Here is a 20,807-nt window from a genome sequence, read left to right on the forward strand (position 1 = left end):
CGGGCCGCGAAGTCCTCGTAACCCCGCTCGATCATCGCCTCGGGCGCCGGCGGGAACATCGCCACCAGGTGCCAGATCGCGGAGCCGGTGAAGCCTATGACGGTGTCGACGCCGAAGGCGGCCGCCGCACGCGCGGTGTCCTTCATCCGCTCCGCCGCCCGCCGCCGCACCCCCTCGGGGTCGCCGTCGCCCCACACCTCACCGGGCAGGATCGCCTCGTGGCGCTCGTCGATGATGGCGTCGCAGACCGCCTGCCCGACCAGGTGGTTGGAGATCGCCCAGCACTTCAGCCCGTACTTGTCCAGGAGCTGATGCCTGGACTCCACATAGCCGGGATCGCTGAGCGCCTTGTCGACCTCGAAGTGGTCGCCCCAGCAGGCCAGTTCGAGACCGTCGTAGCCGAAGTCACGGGCCAGACGGCAGACCTCCTCCAAAGGCAGATCGGCCCACTGACCGGTGAACAGGGTGAAAGGGCGTGGCATGGCGGCTCCCAACTGTGCCGATGATCTAGCGGACTTCGGCCTGGACAGGCGTGTAGACGGAGTTCTTCAGCGCGCTCTCCTCCACCGCGGCGAGCACCCGTTGCACCTGCAGACCGTCGGCGAACGACGGCATCGGGTCGGTGCCGGAGGCGATGGCCTCGACCAGGTCGCGGGCCTGGTGGACAAAAGTGTGCTCGTAGCCGAGACCGTGGCCCGGCGGCCACCAGCCCTCCAGGTAGGGGTGGTCGGGTTCGGTGACGACGATCCTGCGGAACCCCGCCGTGGCGGCCGGCTCGTGGTGGTCGTGGAAGGACAGCTCGTTGAGCCGCTCCAGGTCGAAGGCGAGCGACCCGGACTCCCCGTTGATCTCCAGCCGCAGGGCGTTCTTGCGTCCCGACGCCATCCGGGTGGCCTCGAACGTGGCGAGCGCTCCGGAGGCGAGGCGGCCGGTGAAGACGGCCGCGTCGTCGACCGTGACCGGCCCGCGCCGGGTGCCGGCGGACGCGGTCAGGCCCGTGGAGGCGCCGTCGAGGCGGGGGCGTTCCCTGACGAAGGTCTCCATCTGGGCGGAGACCCCGACCAGTTCCTCCCCCGCCAGGTACTGGGCGAGGTCGACGATGTGCGCGCCGAGGTCGCCCAGTGCGCCCGATCCCGCGTGCTCCCGCTGCAGCCGCCACGTCAGCGGGAAGTCGGGGTCGACGAGCCAGTCCTGGAGGTAGCTGACCCGCACGTGGCGCAGCGCGCCGAGCCTGCCGTCGGCGATGAGCCGACGGGCGTAGGTGAGCGCGGGCACCCGCCGGTAGTTGAACCCCACCATCGCCAACTGCCCGCGCTCGCGGGCCGCCTCGGCGGCCGCGAGCATGGCCTCCGCCTCGGCGACCGAATTGGCCAAGGGCTTCTCGCACAGCACGTGCTTGCCCGCCTCCAGCGCCGCGATCGCTATCTCCGCATGGCTGTCGCCCGGGGTGCAGATGTCGACGAGCTGCACGTCGTCGCGGGCCAGCAGGGCGCGCCAGTCGGTCTCCGCGGCGGCCCAGCCGTGCTTGTCGGCCGCCGCCCGCACGGCGCGCGCGTCGCGGCCGGCGATCGCGGCCAGGACCGGCCGCAGCGGCAGGTCGAAGACGTGCCCCACGGTGCGCCACCCCTGTGAGTGCGCGGCGCCCATGAACGCGTATCCGACCATGCCCACGCCGAGGGCCGGCGGTGCGGTCCCACTGCCCCTGTGTTCCATACGGGTTCCTCCTCGTCGGAGTGTCACTGACTCATCGCTTGTTCGTGGGGCGCTCGGCCCGGGCCGGTCAGATGAAGCCGGTCGGCAGGTACTGGTCGACGTTGTCCTTGGTGACCACGGCCGAATAGAGGGTCAGCGAGGACGGGATCTCGAACTCGGCGAGGCCGCCGACGCCCTTGCCCTGACCGAGCGCACGGGCGAGGTCGATCGCGGAGGCGGCCATCGTCGGCGGGTACAGGACGGTCGCCTTGAGCACGCTGTTCCCGGCCTTGATGGCGTCCATCGCGGACTTGGCGCCCGCGCCGCCGACCATGAGGAAGTCGTCGCGTCCGGCCTGCTCGATGGCGCGCAGCGCGCCCACGCCCTGGTCGTCGTCGTGGTTCCACAGCGCGTCGAACTTGGACTGGGCCTGGAGCAGTTGGGCCATCTTGGCCTGCCCCGACTCCACCGTGAAGTCGGCGGCCTGGCGGGCCACCTTCTTGATGTTGGGGTAGTTCTTCAGGGCGTCGTCGAAGCCCTGCGTGCGCTGCTGGGTCAGTTCGAGGTTGTCAAGCCCGGCGAGCTCGACGACCTTCGCGTTCTTCTTGTCCTTGAGCTGTTCCCCGATGTAGTGCCCGGCGTTCAGTCCCATGCCGTAGTTGTCGCCGCCGATCCAGCAGCGGTAGGCCTGCGGGGAGTTGAAGATGCGGTCCAGGTTGATGACGGGGATGCCCGCCCTCATGGCCTCCAGCCCGACCTGGGTGAGCGCCTTGCCGTCGGCCGGGAGGATCACCAGCACGTCGACCTTCTTGTTGATCAGCGTCTGGATCTGGCCGATCTGCTGGGCCGTGTCGTTGGAGCCCTCGGTGATCTCCAGCGTGACGTCGGAGTACTTCTTCGCCCGCGACTTGGCGTTGTCGTTGATGGCGTTCAGCCAGCCGTGGTCGGCCTGCGGGCCCGCGAAGCCGATCGTGACGGGCTTGCCCGGCTTGTCGTCGGCGACCGGGGCGTTGTCGGTGACCTCGTCCTGATTCGCGGGCTCATTGCTGGTGCAGGCCGTCAGCAGGGCGCCGGCGGAAACGGCGGCGGTGCCGAACAGCAGTGCTCTGCGGCTGGTGGCGGGGATTCTTGCCATGGCGGATCGACCCTTCGACTGGGCGTTGTGCTGGGAGTGGAGGAGGTTGGTGGGTGCGGCGGTGTGCGCTGTACGTCGCTGTCCGCGCCGTACGGCGCCGTGCCGGTACGGAGCTGTGCCGGTACGGCGTTCCGCGGTACCGCGCGGTGTGCCGTACGGCGTCAGGTGTCGCCGTGCAGGGAGCGGCGCTGGACCAGGACGGCGGCGACGATGATGGCGCCCTTGGCGATCTGCTGGACGGCGGTCTCCAGGTTGTTCAGGGCGAAGATGTTGGTGATCGTGGTGAAGATCAGGACGCCGAGGACGGAGCCGATGATGGTGCCGCGACCGCCGCTGAGCAGCGTGCCGCCGATGATCGCCGCGGCGATGGCGTCGAGTTCGTAGAGATTGCCGTTGGTGTTCTGGCCCGAGCCCGCGAGCACGATCAGCATGAACGCGGCGATACCGCAGCACAGCCCGGACAGCAGGTACAGGTACAGACGCTGGCGGCGGACGTCGATGCCGGCGAGGCGAGCCGCTTCCGCGTTGCCGCCGACCGCGACGGTGCGGCGACCGAAGGTGGTGCGGTTCAGGATCAGCCAGCCGAGGACGGTGACCGCGGCGAAGATCAACACCAGGGGCGGTATGCCGAGGACGTAGGCGTCCCGGGAACCGAGGTCCAGCACCGACTCGACGGTGACGATCTGAGTGCTGCCGTCCGTGATCTGCAGCGCCAGACCACGGGCGGAGGCCAGCATGGCCAGCGTCGCGATGAACGGCACCATCCTGCCGTAGGCGATCAGCACGCCGTTCACGAGACCGCAGCCCACGCCGACGACGACCGCGGTGAAGAGGATACCCGCGAATCCGAACTCCTGGGTCGCCACGGTCGTCGCCCACACCGAGGCCAGAGCCACCATCGCGCCGACCGACAGGTCGATACCGCCGCTGGTGATGACGAACGTCATGCCGACGGTGACGACACCGATCACGGACGCCTGGGTGAGGACGAGTTGCAGATTGCTCGTCGCCAGGAACTCGTCCGGTGCGGTGATCCCGCCGACGACGACGAGGGCGGCGAGGACTCCGAGCAGCGACAGGCTGCGCACGTCCCACCGCAGTCCGAGCGGTCGGCGCGTGTTCTCCTTGTCCGTCTCGGACGTGGCGGCGGACGTCGGCGCGTCCTGCTGCGCCGTGGTGGCCGGCTGCGTCATGGCGTCAGGCTTCCTTCCATCACAAGATCGAGTACACGGTGCTCGTCGAGCTCCCGGGCGTCCGCCGTGTGCACGACGCTGCCTTCCCGCAGCACCATCACCCGGTCGGCGAGGCCCAGGACCTCGGGCACCTCACTGGAGACGAGCAGTACGGCCAGGCCCTCGTCGGCCAGGCGGCGAATCACGGCGTAGAGCTCCGCCCGGGCACCGATGTCGACGCCCCGGGTCGGCTCGTCCAGCAGCAGCACCTTGCAGCCGCGCAACAGCCAGCGGGCGAGGACCGCCTTCTGCTGGTTGCCGCCGGACAGGGTCCTGATCGCGGCATCGGGATTGTCGGGCCGCAGCGACAGTTCCCGGACCGCCTGGTGCGCCGCGGCCCGCTCGGCGCGCCGGTCGAGCCAGCCCGCGCGGGCGAACCGGGACAGCGTGGAGACCGAGACGTTGCTGGTGACCGACTCGAGCATCAGCAGGCCCTGCGCTTTGCGTTCCTCCGGCGCCAGACCGATACCGGCGCCGACGGCGGCGCGGACACTGCCCGGGCGCAGGGGGGCTCCGTCGACGAGGACACGGCCGGCGTCGGGCCTGCGGGCTCCGTAGATCGTCTCCAGGATCTCGCTGCGCCCGGACCCGACGAGCCCGGCCAGACCGACGATCTCACCGGGCCGCAGCTCCAGGTCGACGGGCGCGAACTCCCCGCGCCGGGTGAGCCCTTCGACCTTCAGAACGGGCTCCCGTCCTGCCGCGAACCCGGACTCGGGCCGCTCGGGGAAGACGTACTCGACGTTCCTCCCGGTCATCAGGGCGACGACCTCATGGGTCGGCGTCGACTTGGCGGGCACACCGCCGGCGACCGAGCGGCCCTCCTTCAGGACCGTGACCCGGTCGCCGATGCGCCGGATCTCCTCGAGCCGGTGGGAGATGTAGACGACGGCGACCCCGTCGGCCGTCAGATCGCCCACGATCCTGAAGAGGTTGTCGACCTCCTCTGGGTCCAGCGCCGCGGACGGCTCGTCCATCACGATGAGCCGGACCTCGTGGGACAGCGCGCGGGCCATCGAGACGATCTGCTGCTGCGCCGCGGAGAGCTCCCCGACGAGCCGCGCGGGATCGATCTCCGCGTGCCCGAGGCGCCGCAGCAACTCCGCGGTCGCCGCCCGCGCGGCGGAACCGCGCACCACGAACCCGGCGGACGTCGGTTCATGCCCGAGGAAGACGTTCTCCGCGACGGACAGCCCTTCTATCAGGTCGAGCTCCTGGTAGATGGTGGCAATACCCAAGCGCATGGCGGCGATCGGGGACCCCAGGGAGACCGGCTCCCCCTGCCAGGTGATCTCCCCGCCGTCAGGCTGGTGGGCTCCGGCGAGCACTTTGATCAACGTGGACTTGCCGGCGCCGTTCTGACCGAGGAGGCAGTGGACTTCACCGGCCTGGACTTCGAGATCCACACCGTCCAGGGCGCGGACACCCGGGAACGACTTGGTGATACCGGACATGGTGAGCAGGGGTGGTTGTGGTGCCATGAGGAATCCCCTCGGCAGGTGCGGACCGTGAGCGGGCAGAGCTGGACAGGGTGGTTCGGGTGTGTGGGCGGCGCTGAGGAGCCCCTGGCGTGCGGTACGCCGGAGCAGACGTGGGTGTCTCGACCGCCCTGCGAGGGCTACGACTGGTGCGGTGAAGTTGCTTGATTTGTGCGGTAGTCGAGCGGCAACCATGGTGCGCGTCCATGCGTCATCGCTCGCCGGACACCGGTCGGGGTTGCCGAGGTGTCATGGGCGTGCGGGACACATGTCAGGCAGTGCTTACGCCCGGTTGCCCAGGCGGACCGCCGTCTGAGCGAGGCGGCACGCGAAGTGGCGTATGGCCGACAGAGGCCCGGCGCGGGAACGACGTGGTCGGCCGGGATCAGCGCGTGGAGAAGAAGCAGTCGGCCCTGGTTCAGGCCGGGGAGAAGACGTGATCGGTGATGAGTCGGGCCGCGCCGATGGCTCCGGCGGCCGGTCCCAACTCCCCCAGAACGATCGGCAGGTTGCCCGTGGCCAGCGGCAATGACTGCCGGTACACCTGGGTTCGGACACTGGCCAGCAAGGTGTGCCCGAGGCCGGTCACTCCACCCCCGATCACCACCAGGCCCGGATTGAAGAAACTCACCAGTCCGGCGATGACCTGACCCAGACGCGTTCCACCCTCCCGGATCATCTCCAGTGCCACCGCGTCCCCCGACGCCGCGGCGGCTGATACGTCCTCGGCCGTCAGCCGACCAGCGGCCTCCAGCCGGGCGGCAAGCTCAGCCGACCGGCCCTCACGGGCGGCCTGTTCGGCGTCACCAGCCAGCGCGGCACCGCTGAAGTGCGCCTCGAGGCAGCCTCGGTTGCCGCACGCACACGCACGGCCCGCCGGTTCCACCTGAATGTGCCCGATGTCGCCGGCGCTGCCGGTCGTCCCCCGGTAGACCTGGCCGGCGACGACGATGCCGCAGCCGATACCGGTGCCGATCTTGACGCACAGGAAGTCACCCACGGAACGTGCGACGCCCGCGTGCTGCTCCCCCATGGCCATCAGGTTCACGTCGTTGTCGACCATGACCGGGCAGCCCAGTTCCTGGCTGAGCGCCTCCCGCACCGGGAAGCCGTCCCAGCCCGGCATGATCGGCGGCGCGACCGGCACGCCCTCGGGGAAGCGGACCGGCCCCGGCACGCCGATCCCGGCGCCGTCGAAGCCCTCCGCGAGACCTGAGGCCTTCAGCTTGGCGGCCATGGCGAGGACCTGCTCGAAGACCGCGACCGGCCCCTCGCGCACGTCCATGGGTTGGTTCAGATGCCCTAGGACCTCCAACTCCGCGTTGGTGACGGCGACATCGATCGACGTGGCGCCGATGTCGACGCCGAGGAAGCGGAGGCCCGGGTTGAGCCGGATGTTGTGCGAGCGCCTGCCGCCCCGGCTGGGGGCGAGCCCGTCCGCGACAACCAGCCCTGTCTCCAGCAGCCGGTCCACCTCCACGGCCAGCTTCGAGCGGGACAGGTCCACCAGATCACCCATCTGGGCGCGGGAGTTGGACCCATGGTCACGCAGCAGACGAAGCAGCCGCGCCTGATGTGTGTTCTCAGGTCGAGCAGTCATCCGTCGCACGATCCCTCCTCTCCCCTCACCCACGGCTGAGGACACCGGCACCTGTCTCCACTGACTGTGCCATCGAGCTGTCGAGGAGGAACGTAACAACGATTTTCCAGAGTGGGAAGTACTTACGCACGAGTACGACACTTCTTTTTCCACACTCAGGACAAAGTCCAGGAGGGACAACCCTGGGAAGCTTCCGGGTCAGGGGCATCCGGTTGGATGAGCACGTGACTGTCCATGACGTAGCCCGTCGACTCCCCGCCATCGCTGACCTGCGGAACCTGTGCCGCTCACTGGCGATGCTCGATGCGGTCCTGAGCCCGGACCGGGAAAGCCGGTACCACTCCTTCCACCCCGGCTGGGCCGACGGCGAGGAGATGGCCTCGATGCGCAACGGGTCGGGGGACGAGTACTCCATCGTGTTCTCGGCGGCCGGGGCCTACATCCGTGGCTTCGACCACGAAGCACCGATGAGCCCGTACGGCAAGGACGGCGAGCCCTGGCCGGGGGTACTCGACGACGTTCCGGACGTCTTCAAGCCCTTCGTCGAAGAGCCGGCGTTCACCGACGAGGACGAGGTTCCCCTCGTGACGGTCTGCCTCTGGCGGGAGGCGACGGATGATCGATGGCGGCACGGCGTGATCGACTTTCCCGCCGGGTGTTCCGACCCCGACGGGGCGCTGCGTCTGTTCGAGCGCTTGATCGACGGTTCACCGCAGGCATTCCAACGTTTCGCCCAGGACTACTACGAGGTCCCCGTGGACCTGGAAGCGGTGCGCGCTGTGTACGCCTTGCGGCCACTGAGCCACAGGCTCGTGGCCTCCCTGAACCCGGAGGCCACCCTGCCGGACCTGGCCGAGGACATCACCGCGATCGGCTACCCGCAGGCGGTCCGGGACGTGACCTGAGAGCCACCGCCATCGACGAAGGCACGGAACTCACATCGGGTCCGCTGAGCCTCGCCTGTCCTCAACGTGGACGACGTGAAGCTCAGTGCCGTCCCGGTGACGCTTGGAACGTCCGTGCAGCCCGACAGCGATCTGCGACTGATCCTGAGGCTCATCGGGGCCGACGTAGGTGAGAACGTCGTTGTGATGCCCGGTGACCACCCATCCCCCGACGTCCTGGAGGTCGATGACCCCGAAGTCCCCTGCCGAGGATCCGGCGTGCACGGGGCCGAACTTCTTCAGAAGGTCGGTGGCCTGCTCGGCCAACTCCCCTTCCGGAGCGGTCAGCACGACGCAGGTGCCGTGCTCGAAGAGCACCCACGACTTACGGGGGTCGGCGAGAAGCCGCTGCCAGACGTCTATCAGGATCTCGGTGTTCACACCGGCCATCATGCCGCAGAGCACTGACGCAGGGTGACGATCGGCCGACGGCCACCGCGAGGGGCGCGACCGGGGAACACGCGGGCCTGCCAGTCGTCACGCGCCGGTAGCACTCAGACCCAAACCCCTTGTCGGACGCCGCTGGCAACCTCACCGTCATGCACGCCATCCGTACAACTCCTCCGCGGCCGGTCGACGTGGCCGCGCTCTTTCCTGAACTGGCCCCGCCGGCACGCACGGCGACCCGGTTGCACCCGCGCCCGGGCTCACCGACCGTGCAGCAGCGGCCCGCCGACGGAGCTGTGTGCAGGAGGGCCGCCCGTGGTGCGACGGCCCGTTCCCCTTCTGCCCGTGGCTCAGCTCCACGTCCGCGACGTCGGCTTTCCCCGTCCTCCCGACGCGGATCTTCTCCAGGTCCTGTGGTGCCCCTTCGACCACGGGGACCGTTTCTACCCCCGGACCGCGCTCTGCTGGCGCTCGTCCGCCACCATCACGGACGTCCTCGACACACCGCCCGAGCCGCCGATCGTCCAGCTCGGCTACTACCTCCCGGAGCCGTGCCTGTTCACCGGAAACCTCGACTCCCGGTCCGCGCCGAGGTGCAGGGCTTCCTGCGCAACTCCGTCGGCAAAAACCTCCAGCTCCACATCTGCCGGGGCGTCCCCGGTCATCCGCACGTCGCCAGGGTCCATTGAGCCCCCGCGGAAATTCCTCACACGAGGTGTCGTCGGGAGCGGCGCGCTCAGCGCGCCGGGATCGGCACGGTCGACGGCCGCCACTCTCGCCTGAGCAACCCGAACACCCCTGAGTCGGACACCTCGCCGTTCACGACGCAGTCCTCTCGCAGTGTCCCTTCCCGCACGAATCCGAGCTTCTCCAGAACGTGGGCGGATGCCACGTTGCGTGTGTCGGTCTCGGCCTGAACCCGATTCAGGTCCAGTGTGTCGAAGGCCCACTTCAGCACGGCCTGCGCGGCTTCCGTCGCGTAGCCCTGGCCCCACATCGCATCGCTGAGGACATAGCCCAATGACGCGCTGCGGTAGTCCGGGTTCCATCCGGTCAGACCGCACCAGCCGACGAAGGCTCCATCGGAAGCGCGGTCGATGGCTACCCGAGCCCCGGTTCCGTCGTCCGCCATCTTCCGGCACGTCGCGATGAAGCGGTCGGCTCGCGCCCGTTCGGTCCATGGCGGGGAGTCCCAGTAGCGCAGCACGTGGGCGCTGCTGTGCAGTGCGAAGAGAGGATCCGCGTCGGTGTCGGTGAAGGGACGCAGTCGCAGGCGAGCGGTGTGCAGGACGGGGGTGGCCAGAGTCATGCGCACCATCCTGCGTCCATAGGGGGCGAGCGGAACAGCGAATATCCGAACCGGACTTGACGTCCCCGTTGAGCCGCCCGACGTGCCTTGCCACCGGCCTCAGAGCCGAGGCCGCGCGCACGGACCAGTGGCGGGGCGGGGGGATACGTCCACCATCCGCGGGCGTCGGCGCACCGGCGCGGAACGCTCCGAGGGGCGTTCTCGAGGGCGCTGGGTGATCCTGAAGGGGTGAGGGGTGTCCCAGTCGGTTGGCTCCCGGCGGCCTACGCCGCTTCCGGCCGCCGGGCCGTGCGCGTGACCCTGGCCGCCGCGACCGGCTTCTACCTCTTCCGCTACGGGCTCGACAGTCCCGTAGCGGCGACCTACGCCCTGTTCGGGGCGGTGGCCCTCGGCGGGCTGTCGCGGATCCCCGGGACCGGGCGGCAGCGGGCGGCGACCATGCTGCGGGTGCTGCCGGTGTGCTGGGTCCTGGTGGTCGTCGGCACGTATCTGTCGGTGCGTACCTGGAGCGCCGTCGCTGGGATGCTGGCGGTCGGTTTCGCGCTGGCGTTCTCCGCTGTGGGCGGGCCCCGTCCGGCGGGGGTGGCGCCGGGGCTGCAGCTGCTGTACATCCTGCCGTCGTTCCCGCCGTACGACCCCGGCTCGCTGGGCGACCGGCTGGTCGGTACGACGACCGGACTGGTGCTGATGATCGCCTCCGAGGCGCTGGTCTTCCCCGAGGCCGCTCCGACGCCGTACCGGGAGCGGACGGCCCGCGCCGCGCACACCGCGGCTCGCTGTGCGCGGGCCCTGGCCGTGCCGCCGTACGTCCTCGGTGCCGCCGACCGGGGTGCGGCGGAGGAGACCGGCCGGGGGCTGCGGTCGCTGATGGTGCCCGAGGCGGAGCGTCCGGCCGGCCCCGGGATACGGGCGCGGGCCCTGGCACACACCGGGCTCGCCGTGCGTACGCTGCTGAACCGTCTGGCGTGGCTGCCCGCGCCGCCCCGGGCACCGGAGCGGGAGGTGGCCGCCGTGCTGCGTGCGGTGGCGGATCTCGCGACAGCGACGGCGGGCTGTCTGCGCGAAGGGGCCTCGCCGACGGGGCCGTACGAGGAGCTGTCCTCGGCGCGTGCCGCGCTGTCGGACCTGTCCGCGGGGACGCCCGCGCAACCGCCCCGGTTCCCGCCGGCGGTGCTGCGCGGGCACGCGGCCGTGCTGGAGATCGCGGATGCCGCGCTGGCGATGGGAGCGGCGGCCGACCGTGCCGTACGCGGTCGGCATGCCGCGGTGGAGGTGGCGCCGGAACGTTTCTGGTACTCCACCGTGCCGGCCCCGGTGCTGTGGTGGCACCGGGTGCGCGGTCACGCGGGGCATCGGTCGGTGTTCTTCCAGAACGCCGTTCGGATCGCGCTGGCTCTCACGGCGGCGCGCCTCGTCGCGGGATTCGACACACTGCCGCACGGCTTCTGGGCCATGCTGGCCACGCTCAGCCTCACCAGGACCACCCTGGAGGCGACCCGGCACACGGTCCGGCTCGCGCTCACGGGCACGCTGGCCGGGGCGCTGCTGACCGCCGGAACACTGACCCTGGCGGGCACCCACACGAACGTCTACGCCGTGCTGCTGCCCGTGTGGATGCTGTTCGCCTTCACCGTCGGGCCGGTGCGGGGGGTCGGTTGGGCGCAGGGGCTGTTCACCGTGCTGGTGGCCCTGGTCTTCGCGCAACTGGCGCCCTCCACCTGGCAGCTGGCGGAGGTGCGCATGCTCGACGTGCTGATCGGCAGCACGATCGGCATGGTGTTCGGGCTGCTGGCGTGGCCGCGAGGGGCGCATGAGGAGTTGCGCCGCGCGGCCGCCGAACTCCTTCGCACAGCCGCGGAAGTCGTGGTGGCGACGACCTCGTCGGTGGCGGGCGGCGCCGCCACGATCGTGCCTGCGGCCGCGCCCGGGCACCGGTCCCTGCACCACGCTGTCGTCCTCGCCGAGTCGGCCTACGCCCAGTTCCAGAGCGAGCCCACACCCTTCGACGGCGCCCGGCGGGGTGTGCGGGCGCCGGTGGACTGGCAGGCGACGCTCATCGCCGGCCACCACACGCTGTGGGGCTCCGAGCGGCTGCTGGCTCCGCCCGTCACCGTGCTGCCCGCCGCGACGGCGCGGGCGGTGGAGGCGCTCGGGGAACGGATGGCCGGGCGGATGCTGCTCGTCTCCGCCGCTCTGGACCCCGGCGCGGACACGCCGTCCACGCCCGTACCGCGGATCGAACCGGTGTCCACCGAGTTCAGCGCCGAACCGGTGGGCGCGCCGCGGCGGTACTACGCGGTGGTCGAGTGGCTGGAGTCCCTGGCGGGCGATCTGACGCGGATCTCCCGCGGCGGGACGGCGGCGAAGGCCGACGCCGGCCCCGGCGACAGCGGCTCTCGCAGGCCCGCCTGAGACGTACGGCCGGGGCGGGGATCAGCCGCTCCTCGCGGAGACCTGCTCCTGCTGCGCCCCGGCGGAGGAGGCCGCCGCGGTGCCGCCCGGGTGGCGCAGGGCGAACAGGAAGGCGATGCCCAGGGCGATGGCCATGCCGTAGAACACCCACTGGTTCGCCTCGGCGAAGTCCATGCGCACCGCGCCCACGAGCTCCCGCGTCGGGTCGGCGGCCGGTCCGGTGCCCGAGGGCGGGCCGGCGTCGCCGCTGCCCGTGAGGGAGCTGCTGAGACTGTGTGCCGTGTCCCGGGCCTGTTCGGCCGACATGCCGCGCGACTCCAGGGTGCTCGTCACATTCGAGCGGGTGACGTGGGTGAGGACGGTGCCGAAGACGGCCATGCCCACGCTGGCGGCATAGTTGCGCACGGTCTGGGTGATGCCCGTGACCTCGCCGTACGACGGGCCGATGGCGCGGTTGACGGCGTCCGTGGAGGCGGGCGCCAGGATGAAGCCGATGCCCGCGCCGGCCAGGGCCGCGTAGGGCCACTGGTCGTGCATGGACAGGTCGGTCAGTTTGCCCGCCCACAGGGCGAACCCGACGCAGCCGACGACGCCGCCCAGTTTCAACGCCGGACGGGCGCCCTGCTTGTCGAGGATCCGGCCGCCCCACTGCGAGGCGATGGCGAAGCCCGCGAAGACGTACAGCAGGAACAGCGCGGCCTGGTTGGGTGAGGCGCTGAGGGAGACCTGGGCGTACACGGACGCGAAAAAAAACAGCGGGACGAAGGCGAGCATGGCGAAGAACAGCACCACCGCGTCGATGGTGAAGCCCTTGTCCCGGAAGACGCCCAGGTCGATCAGGGGATAGCGCACTCCCCGCTCGTAGCGGACGAAGACGGCGAGGATGGCCAGGCCGCCCGCGACGCAGAGCCATGTCGCGGGGCTGTCCCAACCCCAGGTGTAGGCCTGCTGGAAGCCGAGGACGCTCAGGCCCATGCCGGCTGCCATCAGGGCGGCGCCGACGACGTCGAGGGTGCCGGTCCGTCTGCGGTCGGTGATGTGCGCCATCGCGGTCAGTGCCAGCGCCACCACGGCCACCGGCACGTTGACCCAGAACACCGCGCGCCACGTCCATGCCGCCGTGAGCCAGCCGCCCAGCAGCGGTCCTATGGCGGTCAGCGCGCCGGAGAGGCCGAAGAACAGGGCGAGGGCGCGGCCGCGCCGCTCGGCCGGGAACACCGCGACGACCACCGCGAGGGCGGCGGGAAAGAGCAGCGCCGCTCCGACGCCCTGGGCGGCCCGGAAGCCGATGAGCCAGCCCTGGGCCGCGTCCCCCTCGGGGACGCAGCCGCACATCACCGAGGAGACGACGAACACGACGGTGCCGATGACGACGATCCGGCGCGGGCCGTAGAGGTCCGCGAGGCGGCCGCCGACGGCGAAGACAGCGGCCAGGGCGAGCAGATAGGCGTTGATGACCCACTGCATGCCGGACGCCGACAGGTCCAGTTCCCGGACGATGTCCGGGGCGGCGATGGAGACGATGGTCTGGTCGATGAACGTCATCGCGACCGCGCACATCATGGCCGCGAGTGCCAGCGTCTGCTGGTGCGCCGAGCGAGGCGCGGGCGTGGTGTCATCACGCCGGAGGTGCGTGTCACTCACCTTCCCAGTCTGCGCCCGCTCGGGCGAGCCCGCAGCGGCGGCGCCCGCCCCGGGAGTGTTCCTCGCGCTTGGCGCCGGCGAAGGAGCGCTGCGACGGGAACGTGTCCTGGACGGGCTCTCCAACTGATGCCCGGTTGCTTCACGCTGGCCCTGACGGGCTTGGCCACCTGCACAACCACACGCGGGCAGTGGCGACTTCGTCAACGCCGGCGGGACGCCGACGCGCCATCCCACTCCGTACCACGAGCATCGCGAACTGCCCTGACATCACCAGCAGTTCAAGCCGCGGCTCGGCCGCTCGCGCCCATCCAACGCGATCCGCGGAGGGTCATTGGCTCGGGTCGATGGCGATGGCGACCAGTGGGCGCTCGCGGCGCAGAACCCGGTCGGTCAGGCGCACGAGCCGGCACATGCAGAACCGCTGTTCCATCAGGTCCTGGACATGGGCGGTGCTCATTTCGTCCAGCAGTCGGGCGGTGCCTGTGGCGGTCGGCGCGCCGGGCGGGACGGTGCCGTTCATGGCGCAGGGGGCGATGGCGACGTGAGGGTTGTTCCGGATGCGCTTGACCTTGCCGGTGTCCGGGGCTGTCAGGGCGTAGAGGACTCCGTCGTGGACGAGGGCACCGACGGGGGTGGGTACCGCGCGTCCGTCCCGACGGTAGGTGGTCACCCTGACGTGCCTGGCTCGGCGGATGCGGTCGAGGGCCCGTTCGAAGTCGCTGTGCGGGGTGGTCATGAGGGGCTCCGGTGCTGTCGGGGGGTGTGTCGGCCCGCGAGCGTGCGGGCCGCCCGTGCGGCTTGCTCGGCGACGGATCGTGGACCGCTCCAGGGGGCGGGGAGCATGCCCTGCTGCTGGAACAGGGCGAGCCCGTGCGCGGCGGCGGCGACCTGGACCAGCAGATCGAAGGCTTCGGTCGGATTCGCGGTCAGAAGGCTGGTGACGGGCATCAGATCGTCGTGCAGGGCGGTTCCGGCCGCGGCCAGCTCCGGATGGCGGTCTGTGTCGAGACCGGCGAGGAAGGCGATGTCGAAGAGCGCGCGCTCTTCCGCGGCGAAGCGCACATAGGCGGTGGCGAAGGCCGCGAGTTGCTCGACCGGGTCGCTGCTCGACGCCAGGGCGGCGCGGTAGCGGCGCTGCTGCTCCTGGTAGCTCTTCAGGGCCAGCGAGGCGAGCAGCGCGTCCCGGTCGGCGAAGTGCTTGTACGGCGCGGCCACGCTCACTCCGGCCCGCCGACAGGCTTCGGCCAGGGTGAAGCCGTGCGGGCCCCGCTCCGCGACCAGGCTGAGTGCGGCCTGCTCCAGAGCGTTGCGCAGGTCTCCGTGATGGGTGCCGGTGGGGCGTCGTTTGACGGTCACGCCCTTAAGGTTAACACTATTAACCACGAGGTGAATGGAATTAACCATGAGGGTGCTCGACCGGCCTCCTCGCCCGGCCGGACAATTCGCGCCGGTTTGGCCCCCTTCCACCCGGCCAGCGCCCACCTCACACACAAGCACACGCACCTCACGCACGGAGGAACCATGACCAGCCGCAGGCCCGCCCCCTGGACCGCGCGAGACATCCCCGACCAGAGCGGCCGTAACGCCCTGATCACCGGCGCCAACACCGGCATCGGCTTCGAAGCCGCCAAGGCACTCGCCGGCCGCGGCGCGGCGGTGATCCTGGCCGTACGCGACGCAGACCGAGGCAAGCGAGCGGCCGAGGAGATCCAGGCGGCCGTCCCGGGGGCGGAGCTGCACGTCCAGCCCCTCGACCTGAGCTCACTGTCCTCGGTGCGCAGCGCCGCCGCCGCCGTGCACGACGCCTGGACCCGCATCGACCTGGTGATCAACAACGCTGGTGTGATGTACACCCCCTACAGCAGGACCGCGGACGGCTTCGAGCTCCAGTTCGCCACCAACCACCTGGGCCACTTCGCCCTGACCGGCCTCCTGCTCGACCTGATCCCCGCGACCACCGCGTCCCGCATCGTCACCGTCAGCAGCGCCGGCCACCGCATGGGCGGCCCGATCGACCTCACCGACCTCGACTGGCGGAAACGGCCGTACAACCGGACCGCCGCCTACGGACACTCCAAGCTCGCCAACCTGATGTTCACCTACGAACTCCACCGCAGACTGCCCGAGGTGGGCCCGCTCGCCATCGCCGCCCATCCCGGGGGCGCCGACACCAGCGGATCCAAGAACGCCATGTCGCACTCCTCCGCGCTCACCCGGGTAGCGTTCGCCGCGATCCGACCGCTGCTCCTCCAGACTCCCGCCATGGGCGCCCTGCCCGTCCTGCGCGCGGCGACCGACCCCGCCGCCCGGGGAGGGCAGTACTACGGCCCGCGCGGATTCCAGCAGAGCAAGGGCTATCCCGAAGTCGTCCGGTCCAGCACCGCGTCCTACGACACGACCACGCAGCGGCGCCTCTGGGACCTGTCCGAGGAACTCACTGGAATCACCTTTCCCCGGTAATTCCACAGGGCCGTCCGAGCAACCCGAGGCCGAGCGGGGGTCGGGGTTCCACCCAAGGCGACCGCGGCTGTGTCGAATCCGGGCAAACCTGCCCTCACGCGAGACGCTGACCTCATGACAGCCGCGCCTTCCGCCGACAGCGAGTACCGCTACGACGACCTCACCGCCCTCTACATCAACTGCACCCTCAAACCCTCCCCGCAGCTCAGCCACACCCAGGGGCTGATCGACAAGAGCTCGGCGATCATGATGTCGTGCGGGGTCACCACCTCAGAGATCCGCGCCGTCGACCACGACATCGCGCCCGGCGTCTACCCGGACATGACCGAGCACGGCTTCGCCACCGACGAGTGGCCCGCGCTGTACGAGCAGGTCATGGCGGCGGACATCCTGGTCATCGCCGGACCCATCTGGCTCGGCGACAACAGCTCTGTGACGAAGAAGGTGATCGAGCGCCTCTACGCCTGCTCCAGCCTGCTCAACCCGCAAGGGCAGTACGCCTACTACGGCCGTGTCGGTGGCTGCCTGATCACCGGCAACGAGGACGGCGTCAAGCACTGCGCGATGAACGTTCTCTACAGCCTCCAGCACCTCGGCTACACCGTCCCCCCGCAGGCCGACGCCGGCTGGATCGGCGCGGCCGGCCCCGGCCCCTCGTACCTCGATCCCGGCTCGGGCGGCCCGGAGAACGACTTCACCAACCGCAACACCTCGTTCATGGCCTGGAACCTGATGCACCTCGCCGCCTTGCTCAAACGCTCAGGCGGCGTTCCCGCCCACGGCAATCAGAGGACAGAGTGGGACGCCGGTTGCCGTCCTGGCGCGGACAACCCCGAACACCGCTGACCCCGGGTTGTCGCGGCCGTTCCGGGGCACACGACAGGCGACCAGCGGACGGGACGGATCGAGGGCCTCATGCAGCGCTGCCGATGCACCACCCCCCACACGAACCCACCAGCCTGTCGTGCCGATGCACGGCTCTGTCCCAACAGGGCCGACCTCGTGGCGGGAGCGATCCGGTGAGCGGGGGCATCCCGCCCTTTCGGGATCGGCATCTCGCAACAGGCTTCATCATCTTCATGTACCTGCTGGTAGGGGCCATGCTGGCCGGCCTCCTGGCCGCCGCGCTCTCGGCCAGTGACACAGGGGGCATTCTCGCGGCCTGCGGGGGCGGGCTCCTGGGCGCCGCTCTGGGCCTGTGGCGTATCCACCGCACTCCCGAAGAGGAGCGCGCCGATGAGAACAGCCCCTGATTCCCTCCAGCACCACGAGGGCGGCCGAGATGCGGGCGGCTCCCGAGCCGCCCAGGGTGGGTAGAGCGGCGCCGTCCCGGAAACGGCCGGAGACGGGCCGCGAGACCGGGAGGCCCACCACATGGCCAAGGAACACGGCCGGGACAAGAAGCTGCGCCGGGGCGACAAGGTCGCCTGGAGCAGCCACGGCAGCGAGACGACGGGTGAGGTCGAGAAGAAGATCACCGAGCGGACCGAGGCGGCAGGCCGCACCGTCGACGCGTCACCCGACGATCCGCAGTACGAAGTGCGCAGCGACCGTTCCGGACGGTCCGCCGTCCACAAGCCGTCGGCTCTGAAGAAGCGCAAGAAGTGAGCCGACGCTGATGGACGAGTCACAGCGTCAGACGTGGCAGGAGTTCCGTGACGTCGTGAACATGCGGCCGGCGGAGCTGGAGGACTGGCTCAAGTCCGAGGAGTCCCAAGGCGTCGGAGACAGCAAGGACGGCGGCGAGTCCACCGGGCACGCCTCGGGCCGGCACATCGTCGCCATCCTGCGTACCAAGCAGGACGACCTGTCGGACGCGGACTGGGGTCACATGCGCAAGGTCGTGGGCTACGTACGCCGTCACCTTTCCCAGCGGCCGTCCGGCGACGTACGCGACACGCCGTGGCGGTACTCGCTCATGAACTGGGGGCACGATCCGCTCGCCGACGGCGACGGATAGCGGAAGCGGGCTCTCGCCCCGGCTCGGGGGGTCTCGGGGCGAGAGCCCTGTCCTCCTGCATCTGGGTCTTCGCCTTCCACGCCGCGTACGGATGCACCTGGGCGAAGGAATTTCGGCGAACCCGGATCAGGCGGCTGACCTGGTGGTTTGCTTTTGCGCTACCGGCGCAGATCGCGCAGCGCCTCGCGCGCGGCGCGTGCTCCCGAGGCCATCGCGCCCTGCACCGATCCGGTGGCCCGGTGGTCGCCGCACACGTAGCGGCCGGGCCCGACACGAGTGGTTCGGCTCAGCGGCTGCGGGGGCGGCATCGCGGGCAACGCGTCGTTGACCGTACGGACCGTCAGCACGTCCCAGTCCTCCGTGGCCGTGTCGTAGGCCTCGCCGAGTGCCTCGCGCACCTGCTTCTCCCGGCCCTCACTGTCGCCGCCCAGCACGGACGTGGCGATCAGCGCGTGACCGTCCGGACCGTAGGCGGGAACGACGTCGGTCAGGACGCAGGTGTTGAGGAAGCGGCGCCGGGTGTCCACGAGCAGCGTCGGCTCGCCCAGCGGGGACCGAGGGGCGACGTGGAAGTAGGTCGTCACGACACGGTAGGGCGGCAGACCCACCTCGGGAAGCAGCGTGGCGAGGGGGCCGGGGCCGGTGGCCACCACTACGGCGCGGGCGGCGACCTCCTTCCCGGAGGCCGTGACCGCGCCCGCGTCCGTAAGCCGTTCCACGGCGGTCTCGAGCCGCACGGTTCCCGGCGGCAGGGCGGCGGCCAGCGCACGCGGTACGGCTCCGATGCCCTCGGTGGGCAGGCACAGCGTGCCGCGCAACATGCTCCGCCACACCAGGTGGAACACCCGCCCGGACGTGACCAGTTCGTCCTCCAGGAACACTCCCGACAGGAACGGGCGGAAGAACCGCTCCACCAGGGCGTCGGAGACACCGGCCTGGGCGAGTGCGGTCCGCGTGGTGGTGTCCGCGCGCCGCTTGAGCGTGCGAGGCGGGAGCAGCATGTCCTGGGCGGACAGCAGGCCGAGCGCGGCCAGGTCGCGGGCGCACGCGAAGCGGCCCGGCAGCAGGTCGGGCAAGGTGCGCGGGCGTCGGCTGGGATCGCTGAAGCGGACCGTGCCCGTAGGGGTCCGGATCAGGACGCCGGGGGTGAAGGGCCGCAGCCGCAGGTCTTTCAGCGCCAAGCGCCGCCGTACCTGGGGGTAGGAGGTGTTGAAGACCTGGAACCCGCGGTCCACCACGAACCCGTCGACGACATCGCTGCGCATCCGCCCGCCGACCTCGTCGGCGGCCTCCAGCACCTGGACTCCGACTCCCGCGTCCAGCAGGTCCCGGGCACAAGCCAGACCCGCGACACCGGCCCCGACCACCAGCACGTCCGTCATGTCCTGTCCTGCGGACACACGATCACCTCTCACCACCGTCGACTGCCCCCTGACCCTTCGCGGGGGCCCGCACCCGCGGATGCAACACCGCGTGCTTCAGCCACCGCCTCCTGCTGCGGCACCGGTCGGCATCACCCGTTCTGTACGCCTTCCCGGCAGGGCCGTCACCCAGCGCATCGTGGCGGTCACGGCCCACCCCATTGGCCTACGGGTATCCTTTGACCAGCGAAAACCACCTCCGTGGCAGTTCCTGTTCGATGACGGTGCTTGAATGGACCGTCGTTCCTGGTCTGGCAAGGAGAAGCGCTGTGCCCCTGGTCTCTGTCGTGATGCCCGTCTACAACTCGGCAGCCACCCTCGGCGCAGCCGTCCGATCGGTGCTCACGCAGACTCACACCGACCTGGAGCTGCTGGTCACCGACGATCAGTCCTCCGACGGTTCCATGGAGCTGCTCCGCGAGTTCGCCGAGCAGGACGAGCGCGTCCTGCCGGAGGCGGCACCCGAGCGGGGCGGTGCGGGCCGGGCTCGCAACCTGGCGATTCAGCGGGCCCGCGGGGACTACATCGCCTTTCTCGACAGCGACGACATGTGGCTGCCGGAGAAGACGGAGAAGCAGCTCGCCTTCGCCGCGGAGGCTCCTGCGCCCCTGACGTTCACGTCGTACTTCAAGATGGACGCCGACTACGCCGGCGAGAGCACCGACTGGGTCCCGAACGGGCGAGTGGTCCAGGCCAGGGCGCACGTGGACTACAAGGCGATGCTGGTCCGGGACTACATCGGCGCTCTCACCGCCATGTACGACCGCAATGCCCTGGGCACGAGGCTCATGCCGGAAATGCGCAAGCGCCAGGACTACGCCCTGTGGCTGTCGATCATGCGGGACGGCGCTGACGCCCGAGGTCTGACCGAACCGCTCGCGGTGTACCGGGCCCACCAGGCGGGGTCACTGTCCTCCAACAAGCTGTCGCTCGTGCAGTACAACTGGAGCCTGTACCGCGAGCACGAGCGTCTGTCGGTCCCACAAGCCACGCGGTCGCTGGCCGGCGCGGTGTGGCAGTCGCTGCGCAACTCGCGCATCTAGTGCCGCGTCAGGCAACGTTCGCCCCGTCGCGACGCCCGGCACGCACTCTCGCCGCACCGGGCACAAGCCCAAGTACATCCAGTACGAGGG

At 70.4% G+C, this 20,807-nt stretch carries 20 protein-coding genes and 1 pseudogene; 9 read left to right on the forward strand and 12 right to left on the reverse strand.

The window, feature by feature from the left end; genetic code table 11:
* From ACWDRW_RS38895 to ACWDRW_RS38920, 6 genes are all read right to left on the reverse strand, one after another.
* Positions 1–482, reverse strand: a 482-nt coding sequence (locus ACWDRW_RS38895) for a sugar phosphate isomerase/epimerase family protein (protein ID WP_451732891.1), incomplete at its 3' end; no start/stop codon positions are given.
* A gap of 25 nt (positions 483–507) precedes the next feature.
* On the reverse strand, positions 508–1,713 hold the full coding sequence (locus tag ACWDRW_RS38900) for a Gfo/Idh/MocA family protein (RefSeq protein ID WP_451732894.1): 1,206 nt from the start codon (positions 1,711–1,713) through the stop codon (positions 508–510).
* A gap of 67 nt (positions 1,714–1,780) precedes the next feature.
* The gene (locus ACWDRW_RS38905; RefSeq protein WP_451732897.1) at positions 1,781–2,827 is read right to left on the reverse strand and encodes a substrate-binding domain-containing protein; all 1,047 of its coding nucleotides are present in this window, start codon (positions 2,825–2,827) and stop codon (positions 1,781–1,783) included.
* Between the two features lie 161 nt (positions 2,828–2,988).
* Complete coding sequence (locus tag ACWDRW_RS38910) at positions 2,989–4,020, reverse strand: ABC transporter permease (protein WP_451732900.1); 1,032 nt, start codon at positions 4,018–4,020, stop codon at positions 2,989–2,991.
* Positions 4,017–5,540 carry a sugar ABC transporter ATP-binding protein gene (locus ACWDRW_RS38915; RefSeq protein WP_451732903.1) on the reverse strand — a complete coding sequence of 508 codons (1,524 nt, stop codon included), beginning with the start codon at positions 5,538–5,540 and terminating at the stop codon, positions 4,017–4,019. Before ACWDRW_RS38915 ends, ACWDRW_RS38910 begins: the two co-directional genes overlap by 4 nt.
* 415 nt (positions 5,541–5,955) lie before the next feature.
* Positions 5,956–7,137 (reverse strand): ROK family protein, encoded by a 1,182-nt coding sequence (locus tag ACWDRW_RS38920; protein ID WP_451732906.1) that lies wholly within the window; start codon positions 7,135–7,137, stop codon positions 5,956–5,958.
* A gap of 224 nt (positions 7,138–7,361) precedes the next feature.
* On the opposite strand from ACWDRW_RS38920, the gene ACWDRW_RS38925 reads away from it, so the two are divergent.
* The gene (locus tag ACWDRW_RS38925; RefSeq protein WP_451732908.1) at positions 7,362–8,042 is read left to right on the forward strand and encodes a hypothetical protein; all 681 of its coding nucleotides are present in this window, start codon (positions 7,362–7,364) and stop codon (positions 8,040–8,042) included.
* Positions 8,043–8,072: 30 nt separating this feature from the next.
* Here the strand turns inward: ACWDRW_RS38925 and ACWDRW_RS38930 are convergent, their stop codons facing one another.
* The gene (locus tag ACWDRW_RS38930) at positions 8,073–8,474 is read right to left on the reverse strand and encodes a hypothetical protein (RefSeq protein WP_451732938.1); all 402 of its coding nucleotides are present in this window, start codon (positions 8,472–8,474) and stop codon (positions 8,073–8,075) included.
* A 146-nt stretch (positions 8,475–8,620) separates the two neighbouring features.
* Between ACWDRW_RS38930 and ACWDRW_RS38935 the strand changes: the two are divergent.
* A pseudogene (locus ACWDRW_RS38935) lies at positions 8,621–9,026 on the forward strand (hypothetical protein); the annotation flags it as partial.
* 178 nt (positions 9,027–9,204) lie between these two features.
* On the opposite strand, the gene ACWDRW_RS38940 reads toward ACWDRW_RS38935, so the two are convergent.
* Entirely contained in the window at positions 9,205–9,777 is a 573-nt protein-coding gene (locus ACWDRW_RS38940) for a GNAT family N-acetyltransferase (RefSeq protein WP_451732911.1), read from the reverse strand.
* 228 nt (positions 9,778–10,005) lie between these two features.
* Here ACWDRW_RS38940 and ACWDRW_RS38945 point away from each other — a divergent pair, with 228 nt between their 5' ends.
* Positions 10,006–12,189 carry an FUSC family protein gene (locus ACWDRW_RS38945; RefSeq protein ID WP_451732914.1) on the forward strand — a complete coding sequence of 728 codons (2,184 nt, stop codon included), beginning with the start codon at positions 10,006–10,008 and terminating at the stop codon, positions 12,187–12,189.
* Positions 12,190–12,210: 21 nt separating this feature from the next.
* On the opposite strand, the gene ACWDRW_RS38950 is transcribed toward ACWDRW_RS38945, so the two are convergent.
* From ACWDRW_RS38950 to ACWDRW_RS38960, 3 genes are all read right to left on the reverse strand, one after another.
* A complete protein-coding gene (locus ACWDRW_RS38950) occupies positions 12,211–13,752 on the reverse strand; it encodes an MFS transporter (protein WP_451732941.1) in 1,542 nt (513 codons plus the stop codon).
* 409 nt (positions 13,753–14,161) lie between these two features.
* Positions 14,162–14,569 carry a PPOX class F420-dependent oxidoreductase gene (locus ACWDRW_RS38955; RefSeq protein WP_451732917.1) on the reverse strand — a complete coding sequence of 136 codons (408 nt, stop codon included), beginning with the start codon at positions 14,567–14,569 and terminating at the stop codon, positions 14,162–14,164.
* Positions 14,566–15,189, reverse strand: a complete 624-nt coding sequence (locus ACWDRW_RS38960) for a TetR/AcrR family transcriptional regulator (RefSeq protein WP_451732920.1) — start codon at positions 15,187–15,189, stop codon at positions 14,566–14,568. Before ACWDRW_RS38960 ends, ACWDRW_RS38955 begins: the two co-directional genes overlap by 4 nt.
* Before the next feature lie 165 nt (positions 15,190–15,354).
* On the opposite strand from ACWDRW_RS38960, the gene ACWDRW_RS38965 reads away from it, so the two are divergent.
* The 5 genes from ACWDRW_RS38965 to ACWDRW_RS38985 all read left to right on the forward strand — a co-directional run bounded on the left by ACWDRW_RS38965 (position 15,355) and on the right by ACWDRW_RS38985 (position 18,253).
* Complete coding sequence (locus ACWDRW_RS38965; RefSeq protein WP_451732923.1) at positions 15,355–16,293, forward strand: oxidoreductase; 939 nt, start codon at positions 15,355–15,357, stop codon at positions 16,291–16,293.
* Between the two features lie 114 nt (positions 16,294–16,407).
* On the forward strand, positions 16,408–17,139 hold the full coding sequence (locus ACWDRW_RS38970; RefSeq protein ID WP_451732926.1) for a flavodoxin family protein: 732 nt from the start codon (positions 16,408–16,410) through the stop codon (positions 17,137–17,139).
* A 233-nt stretch (positions 17,140–17,372) separates the two neighbouring features.
* Complete coding sequence (locus ACWDRW_RS38975; protein ID WP_451732928.1) at positions 17,373–17,546, forward strand: hypothetical protein; 174 nt, start codon at positions 17,373–17,375, stop codon at positions 17,544–17,546.
* A 121-nt stretch (positions 17,547–17,667) separates the two neighbouring features.
* Positions 17,668–17,901, forward strand: a complete 234-nt coding sequence (locus ACWDRW_RS38980; RefSeq protein WP_451732930.1) for a DUF2945 domain-containing protein — start codon at positions 17,668–17,670, stop codon at positions 17,899–17,901.
* 10 nt (positions 17,902–17,911) lie between these two features.
* Positions 17,912–18,253, forward strand: coding sequence for a DUF3140 domain-containing protein (locus tag ACWDRW_RS38985; RefSeq protein ID WP_451732932.1), 342 nt, complete (start codon positions 17,912–17,914; stop codon positions 18,251–18,253).
* 158 nt (positions 18,254–18,411) lie between these two features.
* On the opposite strand, the gene ACWDRW_RS38990 is transcribed toward ACWDRW_RS38985, so the two are convergent.
* A complete protein-coding gene (locus ACWDRW_RS38990) occupies positions 18,412–19,635 on the reverse strand; it encodes an NAD(P)/FAD-dependent oxidoreductase (RefSeq protein ID WP_451732944.1) in 1,224 nt (407 codons plus the stop codon).
* Positions 19,636–19,943: 308 nt separating this feature from the next.
* Here ACWDRW_RS38990 and ACWDRW_RS38995 point away from each other — a divergent pair, with 308 nt between their 5' ends.
* Entirely contained in the window at positions 19,944–20,717 is a 774-nt protein-coding gene (locus tag ACWDRW_RS38995) for a glycosyltransferase family 2 protein (protein ID WP_451732935.1), read from the forward strand.
* Positions 20,718–20,807: the final 90 nt, after the last annotated feature.

It is taken from the genome of Streptomyces sp. NPDC003635, assembly GCF_053587635.1.